The 24580-nt window shown below is 72.4% G+C and carries 26 protein-coding genes and 1 tRNA gene; 9 read left to right on the top strand and 18 right to left on the bottom strand.

The annotated features are described in order from the left end of the window. Window positions 1-41: 41 nt before the first annotated feature. Window positions 42-893 (top strand): hypothetical protein, encoded by an 852-nt coding sequence (locus tag ACI1MP_RS21545; protein WP_380335924.1) that lies wholly within the window; start codon window positions 42-44, stop codon window positions 891-893. 318 nt (window positions 894-1211) lie between these two features. Here the strand turns inward: ACI1MP_RS21545 and ACI1MP_RS21540 are convergent. Then, window positions 1212-1285, bottom strand: a tRNA-Thr gene (locus ACI1MP_RS21540). Window positions 1286-1574: 289 nt separating this feature from the next. On the opposite strand from ACI1MP_RS21540, the gene ACI1MP_RS21535 reads away from it, so the two are divergent. Together ACI1MP_RS21535 and ACI1MP_RS21530 are read left to right on the top strand one after the other, a co-directional pair. Then, window positions 1575-2663 (top strand): ABC transporter ATP-binding protein, encoded by a 1089-nt coding sequence (locus ACI1MP_RS21535; RefSeq protein WP_043914913.1) that lies wholly within the window; start codon window positions 1575-1577, stop codon window positions 2661-2663. 176 nt (window positions 2664-2839) lie between these two features. Then, window positions 2840-3277: a hypothetical protein gene (locus tag ACI1MP_RS21530; RefSeq protein WP_189277324.1), complete on the top strand. Its 438-nt coding sequence runs from the start codon at window positions 2840-2842 to the stop codon at window positions 3275-3277. Between the two features lie 277 nt (window positions 3278-3554). Here ACI1MP_RS21530 and ACI1MP_RS21525 read toward each other — a convergent pair whose 3' ends face one another. From ACI1MP_RS21525 to ACI1MP_RS21495, 7 genes are all read right to left on the bottom strand, one after another. Continuing rightward, the gene (locus tag ACI1MP_RS21525) at window positions 3555-5189 is read right to left on the bottom strand and encodes a DoxX family membrane protein (protein WP_404869272.1); all 1635 of its coding nucleotides are present in this window, start codon (window positions 5187-5189) and stop codon (window positions 3555-3557) included. A 215-nt stretch (window positions 5190-5404) separates the two neighbouring features. Next, window positions 5405-6394, bottom strand: a complete 990-nt coding sequence (gene rlmB / locus ACI1MP_RS21520; RefSeq protein WP_100588279.1) for a 23S rRNA (guanosine(2251)-2'-O)-methyltransferase RlmB — start codon at window positions 6392-6394, stop codon at window positions 5405-5407. A gap of 84 nt (window positions 6395-6478) precedes the next feature. Beyond that, entirely contained in the window at window positions 6479-7873 is a 1395-nt protein-coding gene (gene cysS / locus ACI1MP_RS21515) for a cysteine--tRNA ligase (protein WP_100588278.1), read from the bottom strand. Between the two features lie 64 nt (window positions 7874-7937). Further along, a complete protein-coding gene (locus ACI1MP_RS21510) occupies window positions 7938-8330 on the bottom strand; it encodes a PPOX class F420-dependent oxidoreductase (RefSeq protein ID WP_100588277.1) in 393 nt (130 codons plus the stop codon). A gap of 42 nt (window positions 8331-8372) precedes the next feature. Then, window positions 8373-8876 (bottom strand): 2-C-methyl-D-erythritol 2,4-cyclodiphosphate synthase, encoded by a 504-nt coding sequence (ispF, locus tag ACI1MP_RS21505; RefSeq protein ID WP_363472055.1) that lies wholly within the window; start codon window positions 8874-8876, stop codon window positions 8373-8375. Then, on the bottom strand, window positions 8866-9627 hold the full coding sequence (gene ispD / locus ACI1MP_RS21500) for a 2-C-methyl-D-erythritol 4-phosphate cytidylyltransferase (protein WP_404870814.1): 762 nt from the start codon (window positions 9625-9627) through the stop codon (window positions 8866-8868). The genes ispF and ispD overlap by 11 nt, the downstream gene beginning before the upstream one ends. Before the next feature lie 213 nt (window positions 9628-9840). Continuing rightward, a complete protein-coding gene (locus ACI1MP_RS21495) occupies window positions 9841-10323 on the bottom strand; it encodes a CarD family transcriptional regulator (RefSeq protein WP_014136563.1) in 483 nt (160 codons plus the stop codon). A 372-nt stretch (window positions 10324-10695) separates the two neighbouring features. Here ACI1MP_RS21495 and ACI1MP_RS21490 point away from each other — a divergent pair, with 372 nt between their 5' ends. Then, window positions 10696-11337, top strand: coding sequence for a DUF461 domain-containing protein (locus tag ACI1MP_RS21490; protein WP_380335914.1), 642 nt, complete (start codon window positions 10696-10698; stop codon window positions 11335-11337). Window positions 11338-11398: 61 nt separating this feature from the next. Here ACI1MP_RS21490 and ACI1MP_RS21485 read toward each other — a convergent pair whose 3' ends face one another. Further along, complete coding sequence (locus ACI1MP_RS21485; RefSeq protein ID WP_043914922.1) at window positions 11399-12091, bottom strand: response regulator transcription factor; 693 nt, start codon at window positions 12089-12091, stop codon at window positions 11399-11401. Continuing rightward, complete coding sequence (locus ACI1MP_RS21480) at window positions 12088-13347, bottom strand: cell wall metabolism sensor histidine kinase WalK (protein WP_043914923.1); 1260 nt, start codon at window positions 13345-13347, stop codon at window positions 12088-12090. The genes ACI1MP_RS21485 and ACI1MP_RS21480 overlap by 4 nt, the downstream gene beginning before the upstream one ends. 290 nt (window positions 13348-13637) lie before the next feature. Here ACI1MP_RS21480 and phoU point away from each other — a divergent pair, with 290 nt between their 5' ends. Then, window positions 13638-14312 (top strand): phosphate signaling complex protein PhoU, encoded by a 675-nt coding sequence (gene phoU / locus ACI1MP_RS21475; protein ID WP_043914925.1) that lies wholly within the window; start codon window positions 13638-13640, stop codon window positions 14310-14312. A 153-nt stretch (window positions 14313-14465) separates the two neighbouring features. Continuing rightward, the gene (locus ACI1MP_RS21470; protein ID WP_189277338.1) at window positions 14466-14648 is read left to right on the top strand and encodes a hypothetical protein; all 183 of its coding nucleotides are present in this window, start codon (window positions 14466-14468) and stop codon (window positions 14646-14648) included. Between the two features lie 57 nt (window positions 14649-14705). On the opposite strand, the gene ACI1MP_RS21465 is transcribed toward ACI1MP_RS21470, so the two are convergent. Together ACI1MP_RS21465 and ACI1MP_RS21460 are read right to left on the bottom strand one after the other, a co-directional pair. Further along, window positions 14706-15293, bottom strand: a complete 588-nt coding sequence (locus ACI1MP_RS21465) for a lytic polysaccharide monooxygenase (protein WP_043914929.1) — start codon at window positions 15291-15293, stop codon at window positions 14706-14708. A gap of 300 nt (window positions 15294-15593) precedes the next feature. After that, entirely contained in the window at window positions 15594-16352 is a 759-nt protein-coding gene (locus ACI1MP_RS21460; RefSeq protein ID WP_043914930.1) for a phosphoglyceromutase, read from the bottom strand. A gap of 109 nt (window positions 16353-16461) precedes the next feature. Between ACI1MP_RS21460 and ACI1MP_RS21455 the strand changes: the two genes are divergently transcribed. Next, on the top strand, window positions 16462-17724 hold the full coding sequence (locus ACI1MP_RS21455; protein WP_100588271.1) for an MFS transporter: 1263 nt from the start codon (window positions 16462-16464) through the stop codon (window positions 17722-17724). Window positions 17725-17801: 77 nt separating this feature from the next. On the opposite strand, the gene ACI1MP_RS21450 is transcribed toward ACI1MP_RS21455, so the two are convergent. Then, window positions 17802-18317: a YbjN domain-containing protein gene (locus ACI1MP_RS21450; protein WP_043914935.1), complete on the bottom strand. Its 516-nt coding sequence runs from the start codon at window positions 18315-18317 to the stop codon at window positions 17802-17804. 74 nt (window positions 18318-18391) lie between these two features. Then, on the bottom strand, window positions 18392-19696 hold the full coding sequence (gene mshA, locus ACI1MP_RS21445) for a D-inositol-3-phosphate glycosyltransferase (RefSeq protein WP_232734146.1): 1305 nt from the start codon (window positions 19694-19696) through the stop codon (window positions 18392-18394). Between the two features lie 248 nt (window positions 19697-19944). On the opposite strand from mshA, the gene ACI1MP_RS21440 reads away from it, so the two are divergent. Then, window positions 19945-20754, top strand: coding sequence for a class I SAM-dependent methyltransferase (locus ACI1MP_RS21440; RefSeq protein WP_189277421.1), 810 nt, complete (start codon window positions 19945-19947; stop codon window positions 20752-20754). A gap of 194 nt (window positions 20755-20948) precedes the next feature. Here ACI1MP_RS21440 and ACI1MP_RS21435 read toward each other — a convergent pair whose 3' ends face one another. Further along, on the bottom strand, window positions 20949-21476 hold the full coding sequence (locus tag ACI1MP_RS21435) for an O-acetyl-ADP-ribose deacetylase (protein WP_189277345.1): 528 nt from the start codon (window positions 21474-21476) through the stop codon (window positions 20949-20951). Between the two features lie 217 nt (window positions 21477-21693). On the opposite strand from ACI1MP_RS21435, the gene ACI1MP_RS21430 reads away from it, so the two are divergent. Continuing rightward, window positions 21694-23106, top strand: coding sequence for a PP2C family protein-serine/threonine phosphatase (locus ACI1MP_RS21430; RefSeq protein WP_404869271.1), 1413 nt, complete (start codon window positions 21694-21696; stop codon window positions 23104-23106). A gap of 67 nt (window positions 23107-23173) precedes the next feature. Here the strand turns inward: ACI1MP_RS21430 and ACI1MP_RS21425 are convergent, their stop codons facing one another. The 3 genes from ACI1MP_RS21425 to ACI1MP_RS21415 all read right to left on the bottom strand — a co-directional run bounded on the left by ACI1MP_RS21425 (window position 23174) and on the right by ACI1MP_RS21415 (window position 24526). Beyond that, a complete protein-coding gene (locus tag ACI1MP_RS21425) occupies window positions 23174-23506 on the bottom strand; it encodes a DUF2516 family protein (protein WP_229848452.1) in 333 nt (110 codons plus the stop codon). 89 nt (window positions 23507-23595) lie between these two features. Then, window positions 23596-24117: a hypothetical protein gene (locus ACI1MP_RS21420; RefSeq protein WP_100588266.1), complete on the bottom strand. Its 522-nt coding sequence runs from the start codon at window positions 24115-24117 to the stop codon at window positions 23596-23598. Between the two features lie 19 nt (window positions 24118-24136). Beyond that, a complete protein-coding gene (locus tag ACI1MP_RS21415; protein WP_043914940.1) occupies window positions 24137-24526 on the bottom strand; it encodes a helix-turn-helix domain-containing protein in 390 nt (129 codons plus the stop codon). Window positions 24527-24580: the final 54 nt, after the last annotated feature.

Below are 24580 nucleotides of genomic sequence, written 5' to 3'. Positions count from 1 at the left end.
CCTGCGAGTCCGAATCTGACCGCAGAGAGGTGGACACTGCAATGGCCGGCTTCATCGACACACTGCGCCATCTCAAGAGCTGGCAGAGCATCGCGTTGGTCACCAGGAGCCCACTCCCGACGTCCGAGCTGGCGCGCGGGTACCTGTACCAACAGTGGGTGAGCTCAAGCAAGCAGAACCGCGATCGGCATCGCTACCTCCTCGCGCTGCGCAATCGTTCGCCCTTCCACGACGCCGTCCAGTTGACGCTCGATCCGGATGAAATCGAGTACCGGCACGACAACCGCACCGTGGAGGGAATCGCGTTCGCGCACCTCGCCGACGGGCTTGCCGTCAGTCTTCCGGTGTCGGCGAAGTGGGCGACCTCATGGCTGGACGTCGATATCCACCATCTCACCGAAGACGGCATCGAGAGCAGCCGCGACCGCGCGCGGCATTGCTCCAGCCCGAGTGAGGCCGAGGAGCACAGAGCCTGGGCGCAGGACACGGCTTCAGCCTCGCTCACCACTCCTACAGAAATCCTCGACGCCTGGGACGAGTTCTTCCCGCACCTCCAGAAGACCCCCCGCTTTGAGCGAGGCCTCCGCCGCCTCGACGTGAAGTGGCACCGACCTGTCCGCAAGCTGCTGGTCGATCTGGAAGCGACAGCCGCCAACTGGGACCCGGCGAGCTCTCCCGAACCCACGTGGCAGCACCCGCACATCACTCCGGAATCACAGAGCCGTCAGCAGCTTTGCACCTTCACCGATCTCGACGGCGAAGACCGCTGCTTCTCCTGGCACGGCCGGTTCACTCCAGGAGCGGGGCGACTGCACTTCCGCCTCGTTCCGGAGGAGCCCGCGTTCCGGCTCGGGTACGTGGGCGACAAGCTCGGTAGCGACGCACAGTCCTGACAGGCGGTCGTCCCCGATGCAGGCCCGGGGACGGCATCGTCCAGTCAGAGGCAGGCCTGTCCGGGCCTTAGCGCGGGCAGGTGGACACGCGGCTGGTTGCCCCGGGGCGAGCGTGAGCTTGGCCTTGTGGGGTCGTCTTCCGTGTTCGTCAGGGCCGAGGTGGCCGTCGGCCGAAAGACCCAGGTACCCCCCGACGCCACGTCCCCACCGTGTCCCCACCGACCGCAAAATCCCCCTCCAGATGATCTTGGAGGGGGATTTCTTGGTTGCACTACGGACGTTTGCGCAGGTCAGAGGCCTGCACTTGATGGCCTGCGGAGCCCCCTGTCGGGTTCGAACCGACGACCCCCGCTTTACAAGAGCGGTGCTCTGGCCAGCTGAGCTAAGGAGGCGTGGTGACCGGCCGCGGGATACGCGGCGGTACCAGTGGGCAGTGTACCGGGCGGGGGCGGGCGGATGCGGGCGGTTGGGGGTGGGGCGGGGAGGGGGAGTGGTGGGGTCGTGACCTGATCGATGCGGGAGCAAGGGGGGTTGAGGGCTGACAAAACGACGAACTGCCAGGTAGCGTCACGAGGAACCGCGCTGGAGGGTCGGTGGTCCAGACCACTCGGGGCGGTGCAGACAACCCAACCTTTACTCGGATCGTCCGGCACGTTCCTGCCGGTGAAGGAGCGAAGCAGCATGGCTTCTGTGACGTACGACAAGGCCACCCGCGTCTACCCGGGTGCCGACAAGCCGTCGGTCGACGCGCTCGACCTGGAGATCGGCGACGGCGAGTTCCTCGTCCTGGTCGGCCCCTCCGGCTGTGGCAAGTCCACCTCCCTGCGCATGCTGGCCGGCCTGGAGGACGTGAACCAGGGCGCCATCCGCATCGGCGACCGCGACGTGACCCACCTGCCGCCGAAGGACCGGGACATCGCGATGGTGTTCCAGAACTACGCGCTGTACCCGCACATGACCGTCGCCGAGAACATGGGCTTCGCCCTGAAGATCGCCGGCGTGAACAAGGCGGACATCCGCACCAAGGTCGAAGAGGCCGCCAAGATCCTCGACCTGACCGAGTACCTGGACCGCAAGCCGAAGGCGCTCTCCGGCGGTCAGCGCCAGCGTGTCGCGATGGGCCGTGCGATCGTCCGCCAGCCGCAGGTCTTCCTGATGGACGAGCCGCTGTCGAACCTGGACGCCAAGCTCCGCGTCTCGACCCGCACCCAGATCGCCGGCCTGCAGCGCCGCCTGGGCATCACCACGGTCTACGTCACCCACGACCAGACCGAGGCCATGACCATGGGCGACCGCGTCGCGGTGCTCGACAAGGGCGTGCTCCAGCAGGTCGACGCCCCGCGTGCCATGTACGACCGGCCCGCCAACCTGTTCGTGGCCGGCTTCATCGGCTCCCCCGCGATGAACCTGGTCGAGGTTCCGCTGGTGGACGGCGGCGTCAAGTTCGGCGGCTCGGTGATCAACATCGACCGCGAGGACCTGTCGAAGGCCGGCGACGCCAAGAACGTCGTGGTGGGCATCCGCCCCGAGCACTTCCAGATCGTCCCGGCCGGCGGCCTGGAGGGCGTCGCGGTCACCGTCAACGTGGTCGAGGAGCTCGGCGCGGACGGCTTCGTCTACGGCACCACCCAGGTGTCGGGCCAGGACAAGGACATCGTGGTCCGCGTGCACAGCCGGGAGATCCCGCAGCGCGGCGAGACCATCCACGTCGTCCCGGTCGGCAACGAGACCCACGTCTTCGCCACCACCGGCGCGCGCCTCAGCCGCTGACGGCCGACGCGCGTCACTGACGAGCACACGGAACCCCCTGCCCGCGGCGGTCGGCAGGGGGTTTCGCCGTTCCCGGACCCTCGCGTCAACCTCATGGCGGAACAAAACAGGACACTGGTCACTCGTTGGGGTAACGCGGCGCGCCTGTTCCGCCACGCACCGCTACTCTCCTGTGCGTGAAACAGCTCGTTCGCCGAATCGGCCAGACCGTTGCCCTCACCCTGCCGGTGATCCTGGTGACCACCGGCACCCTCGCCGTCACCCGCGTCCCATGGGCCCCACCGACGGCGCTGGACCAGCAGGTGGTCGCGGCGTCCAGTGGGGACGGCTCCATCGGCCGGACCTCCACCTCCCCCAACACCCAGGGCCTGGCCGCGCAGGAAGCGCTCCGGGTCGACCTGATGGAGGAGCTCAAGAACCACAACCCGGGCACCGCGCTCGACCTCCTGGAACGCACCATGCGGGAGAAGCCCTCCCTCACCCCGTACTGCAGCACCCTGGCCGGCGAGCTCGGCCGCGCCGCGGTGAAGAAGTACCAGGGCGACGTCCAGCGCGCCCGCTCCTTCGCCCGCCCGGTCTGCGACGGCTCCTTCGCTGCGGGAGTGGTCGGGTAGGGGCAGCACGGCCCGACAGGGGCGCGGAGAGCTGCGCGAGGCGGAAGGAACCCGTCGGCGAGATCGCGACGCAGGAGACAATGACCTGCACTTGATCGCGACCTTGCGGACGGGCCTTGCGCTTGTCGCGCAGTTCCCCGCGCCCCTCTTTCTTTGCGCACCCTCGCTCTCGCCCCACGCATCTCAACACACAGCCCCTCACGCAGCTCGACGCACGGCGAAGGGCCCCTCCCGGGAGAGTTCCCGGAAGGGGCCCTGCCGCTGTGCCGAGGGCCCGTCAGACCCCTCCGCCCGCGGCCGTCGGCCGCATGCCGAGTTCCAGCAGTGGCGGCCCGCTGCCGAGCAGCCCGCCGATCACCCCGTGCGAGGGCTGGGACCGGGGGGTGCTGGGCGTGCCGGTGCCGCCGGTGGAGCCGGTGCCGGCACCCGTCCCGGAGCCGCTTCCGGAACCGACCCCGTTGCCCGTCCCGGCGTGCGGGGACGAGGTGGAGGAGCCGCCGCCGGTGGTGCTGGCGCTGGGCTTGGGCTTGGTCCCGTTGCTGCGGCTCGGCGAGGGCGTGGCCTTGCTCGGGGACGGTGACGGCGTCGGCGAGGGCGTGGCCGGGGAGGGCGAGGGGCCGTTGCTCGGCCACACCGGGGAGCCGTAGTCCGTCGGCGGGTGCACCGGTGCGGTGCGGCCGGTGCGGACCGCGGCGCCCAGCAGCGAGCCGGTGAGCAGGGTCAGGCCGACCACCACGGCGGTCACGACCGAGCGGCGGCGCAGCATCCGCCGTCGGACGGCGGCGGGCTCGGCGGGTCCGTGGCGGCGGAAGGCCTCCAGGGCGATCCGTCCGTCCAGTGAGGCGAACGGGGCGCCGGCGATCAGCAGCGGGCTCCAGGCCGCGAGGAAGATCAGGTCGGGGGTGTCGTAGGCCGGCACCGCCTTCCAGCTGACGGTGAACAGCAGGGCCGCGGACAGTGCCATCGCCGCGCCGGAGGCGAGTCGCTGCCACAGGCCCAGGATGGACAGCACGCCGATGACGATCTCCGCGAAGGCGACCGCGAGGCCGGCCCCGACCGGGTGGGCCATGGCGAAGTCCAGCAGCGGCTGGGCGACCTTCCAGGGGTGCAGCGAGGACAGCCAGCGCATCATCGAGCCGCGTTCGCCGCCGTCGAAGTAGACGGGGTCGCACAGCTTGCTGAAGCCCGCGTACACCGACAGCGAGCCGAGCAGCACCCGCAGCGGCAGCAGGACCAGGCCGAGGTCGACCCGGCGGCCGGGGTACCAGGCGTGCCTGGAGCCCTCGCCGAGCGACGGCATCTCGGGCAGCTCGCCCTCGGGGTGCCAGCTGTGCCCGCCGACCCGCACGGAGTCGTCCAGCAGTTCGGCGATGCCCACCCGCGAGGTCTCGTCCGAGCCGAAGCCCGAGCCCGTGCCGGAGCCGGTACCCGAGCCCGAGCCGTACTGCCGGGGGACGGCCTGAAGTTGCTGGGTGTCCTGCTCGGCGAAGGCCTTCGCCGGGGCGGGCACGGTGTTCAGCCGGACGGCTTCGAGGAGCTGGGTGGCGGCGGTGTCGCCGGGGCCGGCCTGGCCGCTCCAGGTGACCACCCGGGTCTTGCGGCGGGGTGCGGCGCCGGTGACCGAGGCGGCGGTGATCCCGGCCAGTGCGGGCACCGCGGCCTTCGCGGGCACCACGACCTGCGGGGTGACCAGCGGACGGGCGCCGTGCTGCAGGCCGTACGGGTCGCCGAAGGCGGCGCCGGCCGGGGGGTCGATCAGTGCGGTCACCGGGCCGGAGAGCCTGACCCGGAAACTGGCCTGGGTGCTGCTGAGCTTCGCCGGGTCGGACGGAACCCGGACCGTGTTGAGGCCCGGGCCGTCGTCTATCGCCGCGGGGCGCTGCCCGAAACGCCGAGGTGTTCTGGTGTCCACACCCCTCTAACCGGGTGACCGGCCCGGAGGACACTCTCCCGGGTGCATCCCGGGCGAGGATTTGAAGCGATCATGAGAAATCCGATCGGGCTCGACCGAACCCGACCGGACGACTCACGAAATTGACGCACTGAGCAGCCGAATGTCACGCACAGTAACAGTCGACTTAGCGCTTGGTGCCCCCACGTCCGACACCGGACGCCCGGCTCCGGCGCCTAGCGCTTGGCACGCATCCGCGCGGCCTCGTACAGCACGATGCCGGCGGCGACACCGGCGTTCAGCGACTCGGTCTGACCGGGCATCGGGATCCGCACCCGCAGGTCGCAGGTCTCGGACACCAGGCGGGACAGGCCCTTGCCCTCGGAGCCGGCCACGATCACCACGGGGCCGGTCAGCGCGTCCAGGTCGCCGATCTCGGCCTCGCCGTCGGCGGCCAGGCCGACCACCATCAGGCCGGCCTTCTGGTAGGCCTCCAGCGCACGGGTCAGGTTGGTGGCGCGGGCCACGGGCAGCCGGGCCGCGGCACCGGAGGAGGTCTTCCAGGCACCGGCGGTCATACCGGCCGCGCGGCGCTCGGGGATGACCACGCCGTGCGCGCCGAAGGCGGCGGCGGACCGGACCACGGCGCCCAGGTTGCGGGAGTCGGTGACGCCGTCCAGCGCCATGATCAGCGCGTCCTGCCCGATGTTGGCGGCCTCCTCCAGGAGGTCGTCCGGGTGCGCGTACTCGTACGGCGGGACCTGGAGCACCAGGCCCTGGTGGTTCAGGCCGCCGGTCATCTGGTCCAGCTGCGGGCGCGGAGCCTCCATCAGCGGGATGCCGCGCTCGTTGGCGGCCTGGAAGGCGTCGCGGACGCGGTCGTCGGTGTCGATGAACTGCTGCACGTACAGCGCGGTCGCGGGCACGCCGCCCTGCAGCGCCTCGACCACCGAGTTGCGGCCCACCACCAGCTCGGCCGCGCCCGCGCCGCCGCGGCCGCTGCGCGGACCGCCCGACCGGCGCATGCCGGCCCGGGACTTGGCGTCGCGCTCGCGCTTCAGCGCCGCGTTGGCGGCACGCTGCTTGGGGTGTCCCTTGCGCTCCGCGCCGGGCGGCGTCGGGCCCTTGCCCTGCAGTGCCTTCCGGCTGTGGCCGCCGGTACCGACACTCGCGCCCTTCTTCGATCCGGGGTTGCGGCGGTTCCTGCGCTGGCTGTTGCCGGCCATGGCTGTACTTCCTGTCTCTGCGTCTGCTTCGTGCGTGGGGGCCGCACCCATACAAAGGGTACGGCCCCCACGCGCCCCGAGGGGCTACTGGTTGATCGTCCAGCGCGGGCCGGACGGGGTGTCCTCGATCGCCAGCCCGGCGTGGCCGAGCTGGTCGCGGATGGCGTCCGCGGTGGCGAAGTCCTTGCGGGCGCGGGCCGCCTGGCGCTGTTCCAGGACCAGCGCGACCAGCGCGTCGACGACGCCGGTGAGCTCCTCGCCCTGGCTGCCGCCGCCGGCCCACATCTCGTCCAGCGGGTCGAGGCCGAGCACGCCGAGCATCGCCCGGACCTCGCCGAGGCGGGCCGCGGTGGACTCCTTGTCGTCCGCGCCGAGCGCGCTGTTGCCCTGCCGGACGGCGGTGTGCACCACGGCCAGCGCCTGCGGAACGCCCAGGTCGTCGTCCATCGCCTCGGCGAAGGCCAGCGGCACCTCGGGCGCGGCGTCGACCATGCCGCAGCGCTCGACGGCGCGCTCGATGAAGCCCTCGATCCGCTGGAACGCGGTCTCGGCGTCGCGCAGCGACTCCTCGCTGTACTCGATCATCGAGCGGTAGTGCGGGCCGGCCAGGTAGTAGCGCAGCACGATCGGCCGCCAGCGCTGCACCATCTCGGAGACCAGCACCGAGTTGCCCAGCGACTTGGACATCTTCTCGCCGCTCATGGTGACCCAGGCGTTGTGCACCCAGAAGTTGGCGAAGTCGTCGCCGTACGCCCTGGACTGGGCGATCTCGTTCTCGTGGTGCGGGAAGATCAGGTCCAGCCCGCCGCCGTGGATGTCGAACGAGGTGCCCAGGTACTTGTGCACCATCGCCGAGCACTCCAGGTGCCAGCCGGGGCGCCCGCGGCCCCAGGGCGTCTCCCAGCTCGGCTCGCCGGGCTTGGCGGCCTTCCACATCGCGAAGTCGCGCGGGTCGCGCTTGCCGGTCTCGTTGTCGCCGGAGGGCTGCCGCAGGTTCTCCAACTCCTGGTTGGAGAGCGCCAGGTAGTCCGGGTAGGTGGTGACCGCGAAGTACACGTTGCCGTCGGCCTCGTACGCGTGGCCGCGCTCGATCAGGCCGCGCATCATCTCGATCATCTCCGGCACGTGGCCGGTGGCACGCGGCTCCGCGCTCGGCGGCAGGCAGCCGAGGGCGTCGTAACCCTCGTTGAACGCACGCTCGTTGGCGTGCGCGATCTTCCACCACTCGGTGGACTGCTCGCGCCCCTTGGCGATCACCTTGTCGTCGATGTCGGTGACGTTGCGGACGAAGGTGACCTCGTAGCCGCGGTAGCGGAACCACCGCTGCATCACGTCGAAGTTGAGTCCCGACCTGATGTGCCCGATGTGCGGGGGCGCCTGCACGGTTGCACCGCACAGGTAGATCGAGACACAGCCCGGCACCAGCGGGACGAAGTCGCGTACCTGGCGGGTCATGGTGTCGTACAGGCGAAGGCTCACAGCGTCCAGAGTAGTGGGCGGCGGGGGGTGCCCCGCCACCTTCCAGCCACTTGGCGCGCCATGCTCAGAAGTTGGCGACCACCTTGCGCGGACTGAGCCTCACCACCACCCGCACCGCGTCCGGCCCGTCCCACGCGTAGTCCTGGCCGCGGTACTTGCGGGACAGCTCGTCGATCAGCTCCCGGCCGCCCTCGGTGGTCATGGTGACCTCGCCGCGCGCCTCGAAGTACTGGTACGGGCTGTCCGCCGGGTTGATCAGCACGCTGACCCGCGGATCCCGCACCAGGTTCAGGTGCTTGCGCCGCCCCTGCACGGTGGAGAACAGGATGTCGTCGCCGTCCCGCCGCACCCACACCACCGAGGACTGCGGACTGCCGTCGGGCTGCACGGTGGAGACCACCGCGAAGCTCTTCGTGTCCAGCAGCTTCTTCACGTTGTCGTCGAGCTCGACGCCCACGATTCCTCCCGCACCAGAGAGATGACTGTCCGTCATCCCAGGCTAGGCGGCGGGCCGTTCGTAGACCAGCGCCGTCGCGATCGCGGCGAGTCCCTCGGCCCGGCCGGTCAGGCCCAGGCCGTCGGTGGTGGTGCCGGAGACCGACACCGGCGCGCCGACCGCCGCCGACAGCGCGGCCTGGGCCTCGGCCCGGCGCTTGCCGATCTTCGGACGGACGCCGATCACCTGGATCGCCACGTTGCCGATCTCGAAGCCGGCCTCCCGCACCAGCCGGGCGGCCTCGCCGAGCAGCGCCACGCCGGCCGCGCCCGCCCACTCGGGGCGGTCGGTGCCGAAGTGCGCGCCCAGGTCGCCGATCCCGGCGGCGGAGAACAGCGCGTCGCAGGCGGCGTGCGCGGCCACGTCGGCGTCCGAGTGCCCGGCCAGGCCGGTCTCGCCCGGCCAGTCCAGCCCGGCCACCCGCAGCGGCCGGCCGGCCTCGAAGGCGTGCACGTCGGTGCCGATGCCGATCCGCGGCAGGATCGGGGCGGTGTTCTCAGTAGGCATCGGTGGCCCTCCGGCGGGCGAGTACGGCCTCGGCGAGCACGAGGTCCAGCGGGCGGGTGACCTTGAACGCCTCCTCGTGGCCGGGCACCACGACGACCCGGCCGCCGAAGCGCTCGATCAGCCCGGCGTCGTCGGTCACCTCGATGCCCTCGGCGACGGCCTTCCCGTGCGCCGTGACCAGGCCGGCCAGATCGAAGCCCTGCGGGGTCTGCACGGCGCGCAGCGTGGAGCGGTCGGGCGTGTCCAGCACCGGCTCGGGGCCGGACGGCTGCGGCTCGACCCGCTTGACGGTGTCGGCCAGCGGCACCGCCGGCACCACCGCCTCGGCGCCGGCCCGGACGGCGGCGGCCACCGCGTCCACCACCTCGACGGGCACCAGCGGGCGGGCCGCGTCGTGCACCAGCACCACCCGGGTGCCGGCCGGGATCGCGGCCAGCCCGAGCCGCACCGACTCCTGCCGGCTGGCGCCGCCGGGCACCACCCGGACGTCCTTGCCGTCCAGGCCGTGGCTGTCCAGCAGCGCGACGACCTCCGCCACGCCGTCCGGCGGCGCGCACACCACCACCAGGCCGACCGCCCGGCTGCGGGCCAGCGCCCGGACCGCGTGCACCAGCAGCGGGACGCCGCCGAGTTCGCGCAGCGCCTTGGGGGCGCCGGGGCCGAGTCGCTCGCCGCGTCCGGCGGCCGGGACGACCGCTGCCGCGAGCTGTGCTGAGGCGTTCAGGTTTGGCTCCTTGGTCGCGATGGGTATGGCCGTGCCGAACGCGGATTCGCGAGCGGGCAGGCCCCCTTCCTGACTGCACGTTAGTGGAACCGCGCCGCCCCTTCCGTCACCGCTTCACCGTGCCACTCGACTTCCGGGCACGGCGAAGCGCCCGAGGCGCCCTTTCGGGTACCCTCGGGCGCTGCGTCGAGCCGAGCCGGGTTCGAGGCTGCCCTCGAAGCTGTCGTCAGGGCCTCTGCCTCAGGAGGCGAGGACCTCGTCGAGCAGCGTCTCGGCCTTGTCCTCGTTGGTGTTCTCGGCGAGCGCGAGCTCGCTGACCAGGATCTGGCGCGCCTTGGCGAGCATTCGCTTCTCGCCGGCCGACAGGCCGCGCTCACGCTCGCGGCGCCACAGGTCGCGGACCACCTCGGCGACCTTGATCACGTCGCCGGACGCGAGCTTCTCCAGGTTCGCCTTGTAGCGGCGCGACCAGTTGGTGGGTTCTTCGGTGTAGGGCGCGCGAAGCACCTCGAAAACGCGGTCCAGGCCTTCCTGGCCCACCACGTCGCGGACACCGACGAACTCGGCGTTCTCCGCGGGGACGCGGAGCGTCAGATCTCCCTGCTGCACCTTCAGCACCAGGTAGGTCTTGTCCACACCCTTGATCTGGCGAGTTTCGATGGCCTCGATCAGCGCAGCCCCGTGATGGGGGTAGACCACCGTGTCGCCAACCTTGAACGTCATGTGACAGGACCCCTTCCGTGGCTTTCCAGAATAACACGCTTTTCGGCTGACCCGAAGGGCGTTTTCGCAGGTCAGGGCGGGTTCCAGGGCTTGACAACCACCCCCGTCGCGTGCTGCGACCGGTGTTCGACGGGGGCTTCCCGCAGGTCGGAGGCGGTCTGACCTGGGCGGCGAAACCTCTGGTCACACTCCCGAAACCATGATTGGATCTTGAGTTTTTGCCTCCGACTCGCCGAACGGTCCGGATCGTGATCGGACCGCGACACGGGGCCACCCCGTGATTCCCGGATATGTGTGGTCGGTAGTGTGGCCCTCGACCACCGACCGTGATCCCCTCTTCCGTGGATCGTCCCCCAAGGAGAAGTCGCCGCCGTGAGCCGGAGCCTTCGACGCGGCGCTGCCGCCGCCCTCGTCCTCGCAGCGATCGTCCCGCTGTCCGCCTGCGCGGCGGGCAACGACGCCGACACCCTGCAGATCAAGCCGGACAACGCGGCGACCTCGATCGACAACTCGGTCAAGCTCAACAACATCGTCGTGGTCGCCCCCGAGGGTTCGGCCGGCGAGTACGCGGGTCCGGTCGCCGTCACCGCGAACATCGCCAACATCGCGCCGAAGGACGACCTGGTGCTGACCGGGATCAAGGTCGGCGGCACCTCCGCCACCCTGACCGACGAGAACGGCGCGCAGGTCTCGCAGATCGTCATCCACGCGGGCGAGTCGGTGCTGCTGGGCGGCAAGGGCGGCGCCGCGAACGCCCAGGTGCCGAACGCCAAGGTCTCGGTCGGCGGCTACACCCCGACCACCTTCACGTTCAAGAGCGCCGGCGACGTCTCCGCCAACGCCAACGTGCAGCCGGCCGCCGGCTACTACCAGGGCTTCGGCCCGCAGACCAAGTCCTCGGCCTCGCCGACCGGCAGCGCCTCCCCGGCCGCGACCTCGTCGCCGACCGCCGGCGCCACCGCGAGCGGCTCGCCGAGCGCCCCGGCGGGCAGCCCGTCGGCCCCCGCGCACTGACACCCCGCACCACCGAGAAGGGGCCCCGCCGCGGCGGGGCCCCTTCTCGGTGTGTCGCGGTTTACGGCTCGAACTTGTAGCCCAGGCCGCGGACGGTGACCAGGTAGCGCGGCGCGCCCGGGTCGGGCTCGATCTTCGCCCGCAGGCGCTTGACGTGGACGTCCAGGGTCTTGGTGTCTCCGACGTAGTCCGCGCCCCACACCCGGTCGATCAGCTGCATCCGGGTGAGCACCCGGCCGGCGTTGCGCAGCAGCATCTCCAGCAGGTCGAACTCCTTCAGCGGCAGGTCGACCTTGGCGCCGTCCACCGTCACCACGTGCCGGTCGACGTCCATCCGGACCGGGCCGGCCTCCAGCGCACCGGGGGCGGCGGCGCCGTCGCCGTTCGCGTCCTCGCCGCGGCGGCGGAGCACCGCGCGGATCCGGGCGACCAGCTCGCGGGTGGAGTAGGGCTTGGTGACGTAGTCGTCTGCTCCTATCTCCAGCCCGACGACCTTGTCGATCTCGCTGTCCTTGGCGGTGACCATGATCACCGGGACGTTGGAGCGGACCCGCAGCTGGCGGCAGACCTCGGTGCCGGGCAGGCCCGGCAGCATCAGGTCGAGCAGCACGAGGTCGGCTCCGTTGCGCTCGAACTGCTCCAGCGCGTCGGGCCCGGTGGCGGCGATCGCCACCTCGAAGCCTTCCTTGCGGAGCATGTACGACAGGGCGTCGCTGAACGACTCCTCGTCCTCGACCACCAGTACACGGGTCACGATCGGGCCTCCGGGGCAGGAAGTGTGGGTGCTGCTGAGGATGCGCGGTCCTCGACCGGGGCCTGCCCGGCGGGGAGCCGCAGTGTGAAGGTGGAACCCTGGCCCTCGACGCTCCACACCGACACGGTTCCGCGGTGCGAGGCGGCGACGTGCTTGACGATGGACAGGCCGAGGCCGGTGCCACCGGTGAGGCGGGAGCGGGCGGGGTCCACCCGGTAGAAGCGTTCGAAGATCCGCTCGCGGTCCTTCTCCGAGATGCCGATGCCCTGGTCGGTCACCGAGATCTCGATCAGTTCGCCGTCCGCCTCGCCCAGCGCCGCGGCGCTGGAGATCCGGCGGGTGGCGATCGCCACCCTGGTGCGCGGCGGGCTGTAGTTCACCGCGTTCTCCACCAGGTTGCCGAGCGCGGCGGCCAGTTGGCCGCGGTTGCCGACCAGGTACAGGCCGGTGGTGCCGCCCGCGGCGATGACGATCTGCTTGGCGGCGGCGGTCTGCCGGCAGCGGTCGATCGCCTCGGCGATCAGCTCGTCCACCGAGACCGGCTCCGGGTCGACCTTCAGCTGGTCGTCCTGGACCCGGGAGAGGTCGATGATCTCCTGGACCAGGCTGGCCAGCCGGGTGGCCTCGACCTGCATCCGGCCGGCGAAGCGCTGCACCGCCTCCGGGTCGTCGGCGGCGTCCGCGACGGCCTCGGAGAGCAGGGAGAGCGCGCCGACCGGGGTCTTCAGCTCGTGCGAGACGTTCGCCACGAAGTCGCGGCGGATCGCCTCGATCCGGCGGCGCTCGGTGCGGTCCTCGACCAGCACCAGCACCAGCCGGGAGCCCAGCGGGGCGACCCGGACCGAGACCGCGAGCGGTTCGGCGGCCCGGGCGGAGGCGCCGGGGCGGGTGAGTTCCAGCTCGATCTGCCGGATCTCGCCGTCCCGGCGGGTGGAGCGGGCCAGCGAGAGCATCTGCTCCACGGCCACCGCACCGCCGCGGACCAGGCCCATCGCGTAGGCGGCGGAGGAGGCCTTGACCACCTCGTCGCCGTCGCCGAGCACGATCGCGCAGGAGCGCAGCACCGACAGCACGGTGTCCACGCCCGGCGGCAGGGCCGGTTCCTGGAGGGGTTCCGGTCCTGCGTTCCTGCTGCTGCCGCCGCCGCTTCCCCGGTTCTGCTCGCGCTCGCTCCAACGGAAGGCGATGGAGGCGGTGAGGCCGACGCCGAGCCCGGCTATGGCGCAGGCAGCGGCGGCGGCCACGTTCACGTCCATGCCTGCCAGCGTAAATGGTGGCCGGGCGGGCTCCGTAAGGGTGCGATCAAGGCATCGGCCGGGCGTTGCCGAGAATTCACCTTCACGATGCTGCTGATTCACCGCTGAGGCCGTGGGAGGTCGCTCGAACGAACAATTCTGGGCCGTGCAAGCCCGTGTGGGCGGTGACGCGGCTACCATTCGCGCCACCAGCAGCGGCCGTCCGTTCGGTCGGCCCCGCATCGGGCCGCCCGGTGCGAGGCGTCCGGTCGGCACCGCCACCGACACCGGTACTGGAGGAGAAGAGCGCAATGCGCGACGCGTACCACGAGGAACTCGACTCGATCAGCGACGGCCTGGTCGAGATGGCCCGGCTGGTCGGCTCGGCGATGGGACGGGCCACCACCGCACTGCTGGACGCGGATCTGGAGCTGGCGGAGAGCGTGATCGCCGCCGACGAGAAGATCAACAACCTGCACCACGACCTGGAGAACCGGGCCATCGACCTGCTGGCCCGCCAGCAGCCGGTCGCCACCGACCTGCGGATCGTGGTCACCTCGCTGCGGATGAGCTCCGACCTGGAGCGCTGCGGCGACCTGGCCCGGCACGTCGCCAAGGTCGCCCGGCTGCGCTACCCGGAGACCGCCGTCCCGAACGACCTGCACCCGATCGTGCTGGAGATGGGGCAGCTCGCGCAGCGCCTGGTGGCCAAGGCCGGCCTGGTGATCGCCACCAAGGACGTGGACAAGGCACTGGAGCTGGAGGCGGACGACGACGCCATCGACGCCCTGCACCGCGAGCTGTTCTCGCACCTGCTGGACGACCGCTGGCACCACGGCATCGAGACCGCGGTGGACGTCACCCTGGTCGGCCGCTACTACGAGCGCTTCGCCGACCACGCGGTCTCGGTCGCCAAGCGCGTGGTCTTCCTGGTCACCGGCGAGCACGTGGACGAGTTCATCGCGACCGCGGACTCGGCGGAGTAGTCGTTTCTCCGGTGCGCCCCCACGGGGGCGCACGCCGCGCGAACCTCCCACTTCCACGCGCCCGTTGACGGCGCGTCAGGGCGGCGTTTCACTCGAAGGGACGGGCGTCCACCGGGCTGCCCGGCTCCGCCCGGACGAGGAGGATGCAGCGCGATGAAGACGACCGGCAATCCGACCACTCCCCCACCGAGCCCGCTCGCCCCGGCCGCGGCCCAGCTGCTGCCGATCCTCGCCGCGGGCTGCGGCTGCAGCCCGGGCTGCGGCTGCGGCTGCCAGTCCGGCGCGCCCTGCCAGTGCGGCGCGGCGACCGGCGACTGCTGCGGCGGCGGCCACTGACGGCGACCGTGAGGGCCGGGCACCGAAGGGTGCCCGGCCCTCATGTCGTGCGGTGCGTCAGAAGGTGACGTCCATGCACTGGTAGAACGCGTTGCCGGTGTCCGCGATGTCCCAGACCGCCAGGATCACCTGGTGGCCGGTCAGACCGGACGGCAGCGTCGCGGTGTGGCTGAGCGTGGCCGGGGGCTGCTTGCCGCCCATCGGCACGGTCAGGAACGGGGTGAGGTTGAGGTTCGAACGGGTGATCTTCGTGGTGGCGTCGTAGCCCGGCTTGGTGATGAAGTACCGGAACGACGTGGTGGCGTGCCGCGCCTCGATGCTCCAGGTCAGCGTCAGCTGCTGCCCGGCCGTGACCTTGGTGGTCGGCCAGGCGCCGCCCCGCGGGTCGTCCAGCGGCGCCCAGCGTGCGTCCGCGCCCGCGCACAGCGTGCCGTCGGCCGGCCCGGACGCCGGGAAGCCCTTCGGGCCCTCGACGCTCTGCGGCTCCCACTGGATGTCGCCGCACCTCTTCACGACGCCGGCCCCGCACAGGCCGGCCCGGCTCGGCGGGGTGGTGATGTACCCGTGCGAACTGGCGGGGATCGCCGTCGCCAGGGTCGCTGCGGCGGCCGCGATGCCGACCGCCAGGATGTTGCGCTTGCGCATGGTGCTCCTCCGTGGGGGTGGATGGAGTACATGCGCGGGCACGCGCGGAGCCGCGTGGGGGTGCGGCCAGCATTGGCATGCCCGCGCCGACAGTGCCCCCACGCTAGAAGCCCCGCCGACTCCCGTCAATGGTCTGAACCATTCTTCGTGGTCTGAACCACTCACCCCCGCCCGGCAGTTGACGCACCCGCACCCGGACCCGCACCCGCCCGACAGCTGACGCGCCCGCACCCGGACACGGAACAGCCCCCTGGGCCGGGGCGTCGTTGCGCCGGGCAGGGGGCTGCGGGAGAAGGTGCGTTACTTCTTGCCCTGGTTCTTGACCGCCTCGATGGCCGCCGCGGCAGCCTCCGGGTCGAGGTAGCGGCCGCCGGGGTTGACCGGCTTGAAGTCGGCGTCGAGCTCGTAGACGAGCGGGATGCCGGTGGGGATGTTGAGGCCGGCGATGGCCTCGTCGGAGATGCCGTCGAGGTGCTTGACCAGGGCGCGCAGGCTGTTGCCGTGGGCGGTGACCAGGACGGTCTTGCCGGCGGCCAGGTCCGGCACGATGGCGTCGTACCAGTAGGGGAGCATGCGCTGGACGACGTCCTGGAGGCACTCGGTGCGCGGGCGCAGCTCGGACGGGATCTCGCCGTAGCGCGGGTCGCCGGCCTGCGAGAACTCGGAGTCGTCGGCGAGGGCCGGCGGCGGGGTGTCGTACGAGCGGCGCCAGAGCTGGAACTGCTCCTCGCCGAACTCGGCGAGGGTCTGGGCCTTGTCCTTGCCCTGCAGGGCGCCGTAGTGGCGCTCGTTCAGGCGCCAGCTGCGGCGGACCGGGATCCAGTGGCGGTCGGCCTTGTCCAGGGCGATCTGCGAGGTGCGGATCGCGCGGCGCAGCAGCGAGGTGTGCAGCACGTCCGGCAGCAGGCCCTCGGCGAGCAGCAGTTCGCCGCCGCGGGCCGCCTCCTTCTCGCCCTTCTCGTTGAGGTCGACGTCGACCCATCCGGTGAAGAGGTTCTTCTGGTTCCACTGGCTCTCGCCGTGGCGGAGCAGGATCAAGCGGTAGGTCGTGTCAGCCATGGGGTCAGTTTAGTGGAGGGGGAAATTCACTGGCCGGGCTGTCCACGTGCGCCGTAATGTGCGTTCAGCAATTTTGCTTCTTACCGTTTCCGCTGCTCCGGGAGCCCCCATGCCCCTCGCCGCCCGTCTGGTGTCCGAAGTACGCAGGGCCGCGGGCGGGCTGCCACGCCAGTTCTGGTGGCTGTGGACGTCCACCCTGGTGAACCGGCTCGGTGGCTTCGTGGTCACCTTCCTGGCGCTCTACCTGACGGTGGACCGGGGCTATTCGGCGTCCTACGCGGGCCTGGTGGCGGGCCTGTTCGGGCTGGGGTCGGCCGTCGCGGCGCTCGGCGCGGGGGTGCTGACCGACCGGCTCGGGCGGCGGCCCACGCTGCTGGTGGCGCAGGTGTCCACGGCGGTGTTCACGGCGGTGCTGGGCTTCGCGGACGGGCCGGTGGCGATCGCCGCGGTGGCGTTCCTGGTCGGCCTGGCGAACAACGCCTCCCGGCCGGCGGTCTCCGCGATGATCGCCGACCTGGTGCCGCCCGCCGACCGGGTGCGGGCGTACTCGCTGAACTACTGGGCGATCAACATCGGCTTCGGCGCCTCCGCCGCGGTGGCCGGTCTGATCGCGGTGCACGGCTATCTGACGCTGTTCCTGCTGGACGCGCTGACCACCCTGCTGTGCGCGGTGGTGGTGTTCGCGAAGGTCCCCGAGACGCTGTCGCAGGCCGTCGAGGAGGCGGCCGACGAGCCGTCGGGCCCGGCGATCGGCCTGGGCTCGGTGTTCCGGGACGGCCCGTTCATGGCGGTGGTCGGGGTGAACCTGCTGCTGGCGCTGGTCTTCCAGCAGGGCTCCACCACGCTGGCGGTGGACATGGGCGAGCACGGCATCACGACCGCCCAGTACGGCCTGGTGGCCAGCCTCAACGGGGTGCTGATCGTGCTGCTCCAACTGCCGCTGACCAGGCTGATGGAGGGCCGCAACCGCACCGCCCTGCTGGTGGCGAGCGCGCTGCTGATCGGCTGGGGCTTCGGCCTGACGGCGGTGGCCGGCTCGTCCGCCGCGCTGTACGCGGTGACGGTGGCGGTGTGGACGATCGGCGAGATCGTGAACGCGCCGACCATGATGGCGCTGGTCGCCGAGCACTCCCCGGCCCGGGCCCGCGGCCGCTACCAGGGCGTGTACTCGCTCTCCTGGTCGCTGGCGTCCTTCGTCGGCCCGCTGGCCGGCGGCCTGCTGCTGCAGTACGCGGGCAGCTGGGCGCTGTGGGGCGCGTGCGCCGCCGCGGGCACCCTGGCGGCCGTCGCGTTCGTCCCCATCGGCCGCCGCTCGCCCCAGCCCCCCGAACCGGCGTCGCAGCCCACCGAACCGGTCGCCGTGGCGGCCTGACGCCCGCTCGGACCGCCCCCCCGGAGCCGGCGTCGCAGCCCACCGAACCGCTCGGGCCGACCCCGCCCCGGCGGGGCTCAGCTGTCGGCGGGCGGGTTCTCGGTGGCCAGGTGGGCGAAGGCGGTGAGGTTGCGGGTGGATTCGCCGCGCTTGGTGCGCCACTCCCACTCGCGGCGGATCGCGGTGGCGAAGCCCAGTTCCAGCAGGGTGTTGAACGGCTCGTCGGCGTTCTCCAGCACGGTGCCGAGCAGCCGGTCGACCGTCTCGGCGGTCAGGGCCTCCAGCGGCAGTCGGCCGACCAGGTAGACGTCGCCGAGCCGGTCGATCGCGTAGGCCACGCCGTAGAGCCGGGTGTTGCGTTCCAACAGCCAGCGGTAGACGCCCTCGTGGTTCTCGTCCGGGCGGCGGATCACGAAGGCGTTCACCGACAGCGTGTGGTCGCCGACCCGCAGGGCGCAGGCGGTGGACAGCTTGCGGGTGCCGGGCAGGGTGGCGACCAGCGTGTACGGGTCGGTGGCGGCCGGCTCCCAGGCCACACCGGCCTCGTCGAGCGCGGCACGGAGGAGGGGGAGTGCGTCGTCCTTGGCGGCCATGCCCCCACGCTAACGGGCCGCCCGCCGGGGCGGGGTGTCGCCCCGGTCACGCCGCGCGCGGGGGTGACCCACTGTCAGGGGCGGCGCACCGGACGGGCCGCCGCCATCGCGCCCGCGTACACCTCGGCGGTGGAGCCGGCCGCCGTCAGCCAGCCGAACGCCGCCGCGTGCCGGGCGGCGGCCGCGCCGCGGGCGGGGGCCAGCGCCGGGTCGGTGGCGTAGGGCAGCAGCGCCTGCGCCCAGGCGTCGGGGTCGTGGCCGGGCACCAGGGTGCCGGTGACGCCGTCGCGGACCGCGACCGGCAGGCCGCCGACCGCGGCCGCCACCACGGGGGTGCCACAGGCCTGCGCCTCCAGCGCGACCAGGCCGAACGACTCGCTGTGCGAGGGCATCACCAGGGCCGTCGCCGCGCGGTACCAGTCGGCGAGCTGCTGCTGGCCGACCGGCGGGCGGAACCGCACCACGTCGTTGATGCCGAGCTGCGCGGCCAGCTTGTGCAGGCTCTCGGGCCGGGCCAGGCCGCTGCCGGACGGGCCGCCGACGACCGGCACCACCAGCCGCTCGCGCAGTTCCGGGCGGCGCTCCAGCAGCCGGGCGACCGCCTTGAGCAGGACGTCCGGCGCCTTCAGCGGCTGTATGCGGCCGGCGAACAGCAGCACCGCGGCGTCCTGCGGCAGGCCGAGCCGGTGGCGGGCGGCCGCCCGGTCGCCGGGCCGGAACACCTCCAGGTTGACGCCGGGGTGCACCACGGCCAGCTGTTCGGGGCGGGCCGCGTAGTGGTGGGCCAGCTCGGCGGCCTCCTCGGCGGTGTTGGCGATCAGCCGGTCGGCCGCGCCGACCACCTGGGTCTCGCCGATCACCCGCGCGGCCGGCTCCGGGGTGTCGCCCTCGGCGAGCGCCGCGTTCTTCACCTTCGCCATGGTGTGCATGGTGTGCACCAGCGGCACGCCCCAGCGTTCGGCCGCCAGCCAGCCGACCTGCCCGGACAGCCAGTAGTGCGAGTGCACCAGGTCGTAGTAGCCGGGGCGGTGGCCGGCCTCGGTGCGCAGCACGCCGTGGGTGAACGCGCACAGCTGGGCCGGCAGGTCCTCCTTGAGCAGGCCCTCGAACGGGCCGGCCGTGACGTGCCGGACCAGCACGCCGGGAGCGAGTTGGACGGTCGGCGCGTCGTCGGAGCTGATCGCCCGGGTGAACACCTCGACCTCGATGTCGAGGTCGGCGAGGCGCTTGGCCAGCTCGACGATGTACACGTTCATCCCGCCGGCGTCGCCGGTGCCCGGCTGGTGCAGCGGCGAGGTGTGGACGCTCAGCATCGCGATCCGGCGGGGACGGAGCGGGAACGAGGGGGCTGCGGCCGACCGCGACTCCCCGCGGGGCATGCGGACGAGGTGGTGGGTCACCTGCGGAAGCCTCCCTGGGCACTGCCCGTCGCTGCGTCGGCGGCGCTGCTGCGTCTGTACCGGTTTCTTGGTCTGTCCACGCACCGCCGCCCGCGGCCGGAGCTGCGGGCGGTGGGACGTCAAGGGTGCCAACCACGTCGCCGCGTCCGCGTATTCCCGGCGGCGGGCGGGGGTCTCCGAGTGCCCTCGGACGCTGCGTAGGCTTGGTGACCATGGCCGCAAGCGACATGCCGTCGTCCCGGGGCCGGTCGAGCCGACCGGTGGGGACGATCACTCGGGGGACGACGAACACCAACCGGCTGCGGCGGATGGACCGCTGGATCGCGTACACGACGGGCCGGGCGCTGCGTGCGGCGACGGCCCCGCCGATCGCGGTGGACCTGGGGTACGGGGCGGCGCCGTGGACCGCGGTGGAGCTGGCGGCCCGGCTGCGGGCGGTGCGGGCGGACGTCCGGGTGGTGGGGATCGAGATCGACCCGGCGCGGGTGGCGGCGGCGCTGCCGATGGCCGACCCGCCGCTGCTGGAGTTCCGGCGCGGCGGTTTCGAGGTGCCGCTGCCCGGCGGGGCGCGGGCGCAGCTGATCCGGGCGGCGAACGTGCTGCGGCAGTACGACGAGGACCAGGTCGCCGAGGTGTGGGCGCGGCTGTGCGGGCGGCTGACGCCGGACGGGCTGCTGGTGGAGGGCACCTGCGACGAGATCGGGCGGCGGCACGTGTGGGTGGCGCTCGGCCCGGAGGGGCCGCGGACGGTGACCTTCGCGGCCCGGCTGGGGAGCCTGGAGCGGCCCTCGGACCTGGCGGAGCGGCTGCCGAAGGCGCTGATCCACCACAACGTGCCCGGCCGGCCGGTGCACGCGTTCCTGCGGGACTTCGACCGGGCGTGGGCGGCGGCCGCGCCGCTGGGGGCGTTCGGGGCGCGGCAGCGCTGGGTGGCGGCCTGTACGGCGCTGGCCGCGGACTGGCCGCTGCGGGACGGGCCGGTCCGGCGGCGGCAGGGCGAGCTGACGGTGGACTGGTCGGCGCTGGCGCCGCGCTGAGCCGGCCGCCCCCTACCCGCTCGGCCCGGCCGACCCGATCATCCGTTCAGCAGTTCACTCGAACGAGTTATCGAATACCCCTGGCGCGTTGACGCCCCGCCGCGCCACCATGAGAGCGCCCGAATGCGCCGTCGCGCGCCCCCCGAGCGCCCGTCAGCGCCCCCTGCTCTCCGCCACACCCCCGCTCCCCCGGTTCACCCCGCCAGCTCGTCCCGCACCCGTGCGAACACCTCGTACGACTCGGCACCGAACAGCACGAAACGCACCTCGTCCAGGTCGGGCTCCTCCTCGGCCACGGTCGTCAGGGCGATCCGAGCGGCATCGTCCAGCGGCCAGCCGAAGATCCCGGCGGAGATCGCCGGGAAGGCCACCGTCCGAGCTCCCAGTTCCGTCGCCACCCGAAGGGATTCCCGATAGCACGAGGCCAGCAGCTCCGCGCGCTGCGGACGGTCCTCCGCCCGGAACACCGGCCCCACCGTGTGCACCACCCAGCGCGCCGGGAGCCGGCCCGCGGTGGTCGCCACCGCCCGGCCGGTCGCCAGGCCCTTGCCGTAGTGCGAGGCCCGCAGCTTCCGGCACTCGGCGAGGATCTCCGGTCCGCCCGCGCGGTGGATCGCCCCGTCCACTCCGCCGCCGCCCAGGAGCGAGCTGTTCGCGGCGTTCACGACGGCGTCCACCCGCTGATCCGTGATGTCACCCTGTACCAGCGTGATCTGCGTCACCGCTGCTCAACTCCCGTCAACTCCGGTTCCTCGGTGGCGGAATCCCTACGGATCAGCGCCACCGCACGCGTGGCAATAACCACATCGACGCCGCTCAGGCGAAGAAATCCTCGGAGATCACGTTATGGTCGCGGGAAGCTCCCCGATGCCCGGTGCCACACGGGCACCGTGGACGGACACCGGCCGTTGGCCTGTCGGGGATAGAAAGGACCGACCGATGCCCGCTACGGGAGACGGGCGGGCACCCGACGCGACCGACGACGCCGGGGCCGCCGAGCGCAGTCAGAGCCGGGCCGGCGCGCAGCAGCGCCCGGGCCGGGCCGCCGCGATACCGCGTCCGCGCAGCACTCCGACGGGCGGCGGAGAGCCGCCCCGGGCCGCCGCCGACTTCCGGGTGCTGGTGATCGAGGCCGGCGAACCGGAGCACCTGCTGTTCGAGTCGCTGGCCGAGGAGCTCGGCGAGCACGCCGAACTGCACCGGGTGGGCGGCATCCGCGAGGCGATGGCCCTGCTGCCGCCGCTGCCCGGCAACGGCCGGCGCGGCATGCGCTACCCCGACTTCCAGTGCGTGCTGCTCGACCTCGGCGCGCCCGGCGAACTGCCGTCCGACAGCGACGGCCTGGACGCGCTGCGCGAACTGCTGCAGCGCGCCCCGCACACCGCCGTGGTGGTGCTCACCGACACCGCGGGCGCCGAACTCGGCGCGGCCGCCGTGGCCGCCGGCGCCCAGGACTTCCTGGTCCGGCAGGACACCGCCGGCCCGCTGCTGGCCCGGGCACTGCGCTACGCGGTGGAGCGCAAGCGCGCCGACGAGTCGCAGCGCCGCCTGGTGGAGGCGGAGATCCGCGGCCAGGAGAACGCCCGCCTGCAGCGCCACCTGCTGCCCACCCCGCTGCTGGACGGCGCGGGCCTGGCCTTCACCCGCCGCTACCGGCCGGGCCGTCGCCGGGCCCTGCTCGGCGGCGACTTCTACGACGCGGTGCGCACCCCGGACGGCCGGGTGCACGTGGTGATCGGCGACGTCTGCGGCCACGGCCCGGACGAGGCCGCGCTCGGCGTGGCGCTGCGGATAGCGTGGCGGACGCTGGTGTTCGCCGGGCTCTGCGGCCCGCAGCTGCTGACCACCCTGCAGCACGTGCTGGAGCACGAGCGGCGCAGCGACGAGATCTTCGCGACGCTCTGCATGGTGGTGCTGGACGCGCCGGGCACGCCGGGCGCCGCGGAGTCCGTGGAGCTGTTCCTGGCGGGCCACCCCGCGCCGCTGCTGCTCGGTGCCGACACCGCCCCGGAGCTGCTGCCGTCCGACCAGGCCGGGCCGGCGCTGGGCCTGCTGCCGTGCGACGCCACCCACTCCACCTGGCCGGCGCTGCGGCTGGAGCTCGCCCCGGGCTGGCGGCTGCTGCTGTACACCGACGGGCTGGTGGAGGGGAAGGTCGGGGCGGGTTCGCCGCGGCTGGGCCAGGAGGGCCTGATCGAGCTGATCGCCGACCACCAGGCCGCCGGGCTGACCAGGGGCCGGCTGGTGGACTCGGCGATCGCCGAGGTCGAGGAGCTGAACGGCGGGGCGCTGACCGACGATGTCGCGGTGCTGCTGCTGGAGCGCAACCCGGAGCCGGTGATCATGGGCTGACGGCCCGTCCGACACGCCGAAGGGGCGGCCCCGAACGGGGCCGCCCCTTTTCGTCCGTGCGAGGGTCTCACCAGGGGCCGTAGGGCCCGGGGTTGCGACCGCGGCCGCGGCCGTCGGTGAGCAGCTTGATCGCCGGGCGGACGTCCACCACGTAGACGATCGCGGCGACCAGGCCGACCAGCGTCAGCAGGCCGGTCAGCGGGTTGGCGCCGAACAGCAGGTCCGCGCCCAGCGCGAGGCCGAGCACGACCAGCCAGAACCCCTTGGTCTTCTTGTCGGCGGCCCGGTACGCGTCGTCCCGGCGGATCGCCGCGTCCACGAACGCGAACGCCTTGTAGCCGATGATCGCCGTGGCCAGCCACCAGAACGGGTTCAGAAGATCGATGTACGCGATCTGCACCTGGTGCTCCTCACTGTCTCTTCCATCCTGGCACGGGCACTGCCCGGATCAACGGCCCTCGGCGGTGTGCCGTTCCCCTCGGCCGGCGCTCACTCGGAGTCGGCGGCCTTGCGGGCGCGGGCGGGCTTCTTCGCGGCGGGCTTCGACTCGACGGCGGGCTCGTCGACCACGACCTCGGCGATCACGACCTCCTCGGCGTCCGCCTCGACGACCGCGCCGCCCTCCTGCGGGCGGGGGCTCGCGGCGTCCACCACGGTGCGGCCGCGGACCGCGAGCTCGTCGTAGACCTCCTTGGCCTTGACCGCGAACTCCAGCGCCCGGCCGACCTGCTGCATCGCGAACTCCTGGGCCTTGGCCTGGAGTTCCTTCACGTCGACGGGCAGCGCGGTGACCGCCTCGGTGACCTTGGCCTGCGCCTCGACCAGCTTGCTGCCGGCGTCCTGCAGGGCGGCGGCGGCCTTGTCCTGGGTGCCCTTGCGGTCGGCGGCGAGCGCCTCCAGCTGGCCGGGGACCTCGCGCAGCTTCTCGTAGGCCAGGTCGCCGGCGCCGGCCAGGGCGTACAGCGGGGTGGGGTCGGTGAGGGTCTTCTTGAGGTCGTCGCTGATCGGCATGTCGGGTCCTTTGGTCAAGTCACGCGGGGTCGGTCGGGTGGGCGGCGGCATCGGCCGGGCGGGCGGTCTGGTTCTCCTTCAGGAAGGCCTCGTAGACCGCCAGCAGGGCCTGCTTCTGCCGCTCGTTGATCTGCGGGTCGGCGAGGATCGCGGCCCGCAGGCCCGGTCCCTGCTCGTCCCGCTCCTCCAGAATCCCGGCCTGTACGTACAGCGTCTCCGCCGAGATCCGCAACGCCTTGGCGATCTGCTGAAGGATCTCCGCGCTGGGCTTGCGCAGCCCGCGCTCGATCTGGCTCAGGTACGGGTTGGACACCCCGGCGGCGTCGGCCAACTGCCGCAGCGAGTACTGCGCGTTCCGCCGCTGCTCCCGGATGTACTCGCCGAGCGAGCCCACGTTCAGTGATGCCATACCTGCAGTCTGCACCCCGCCGCTTGCTCTTGCAAGCAGGTTGCTAGCGGGTGC

This window comes from Kitasatospora griseola (assembly GCF_044999035.1).
In the GTDB taxonomy this organism is placed as follows: domain Bacteria; phylum Actinomycetota; class Actinomycetes; order Streptomycetales; family Streptomycetaceae; genus Kitasatospora; species Kitasatospora griseola.
Note: the sequence above shows the minus strand (reverse complement) of the source record. Positions and strands in the feature narration are given on the sequence as shown.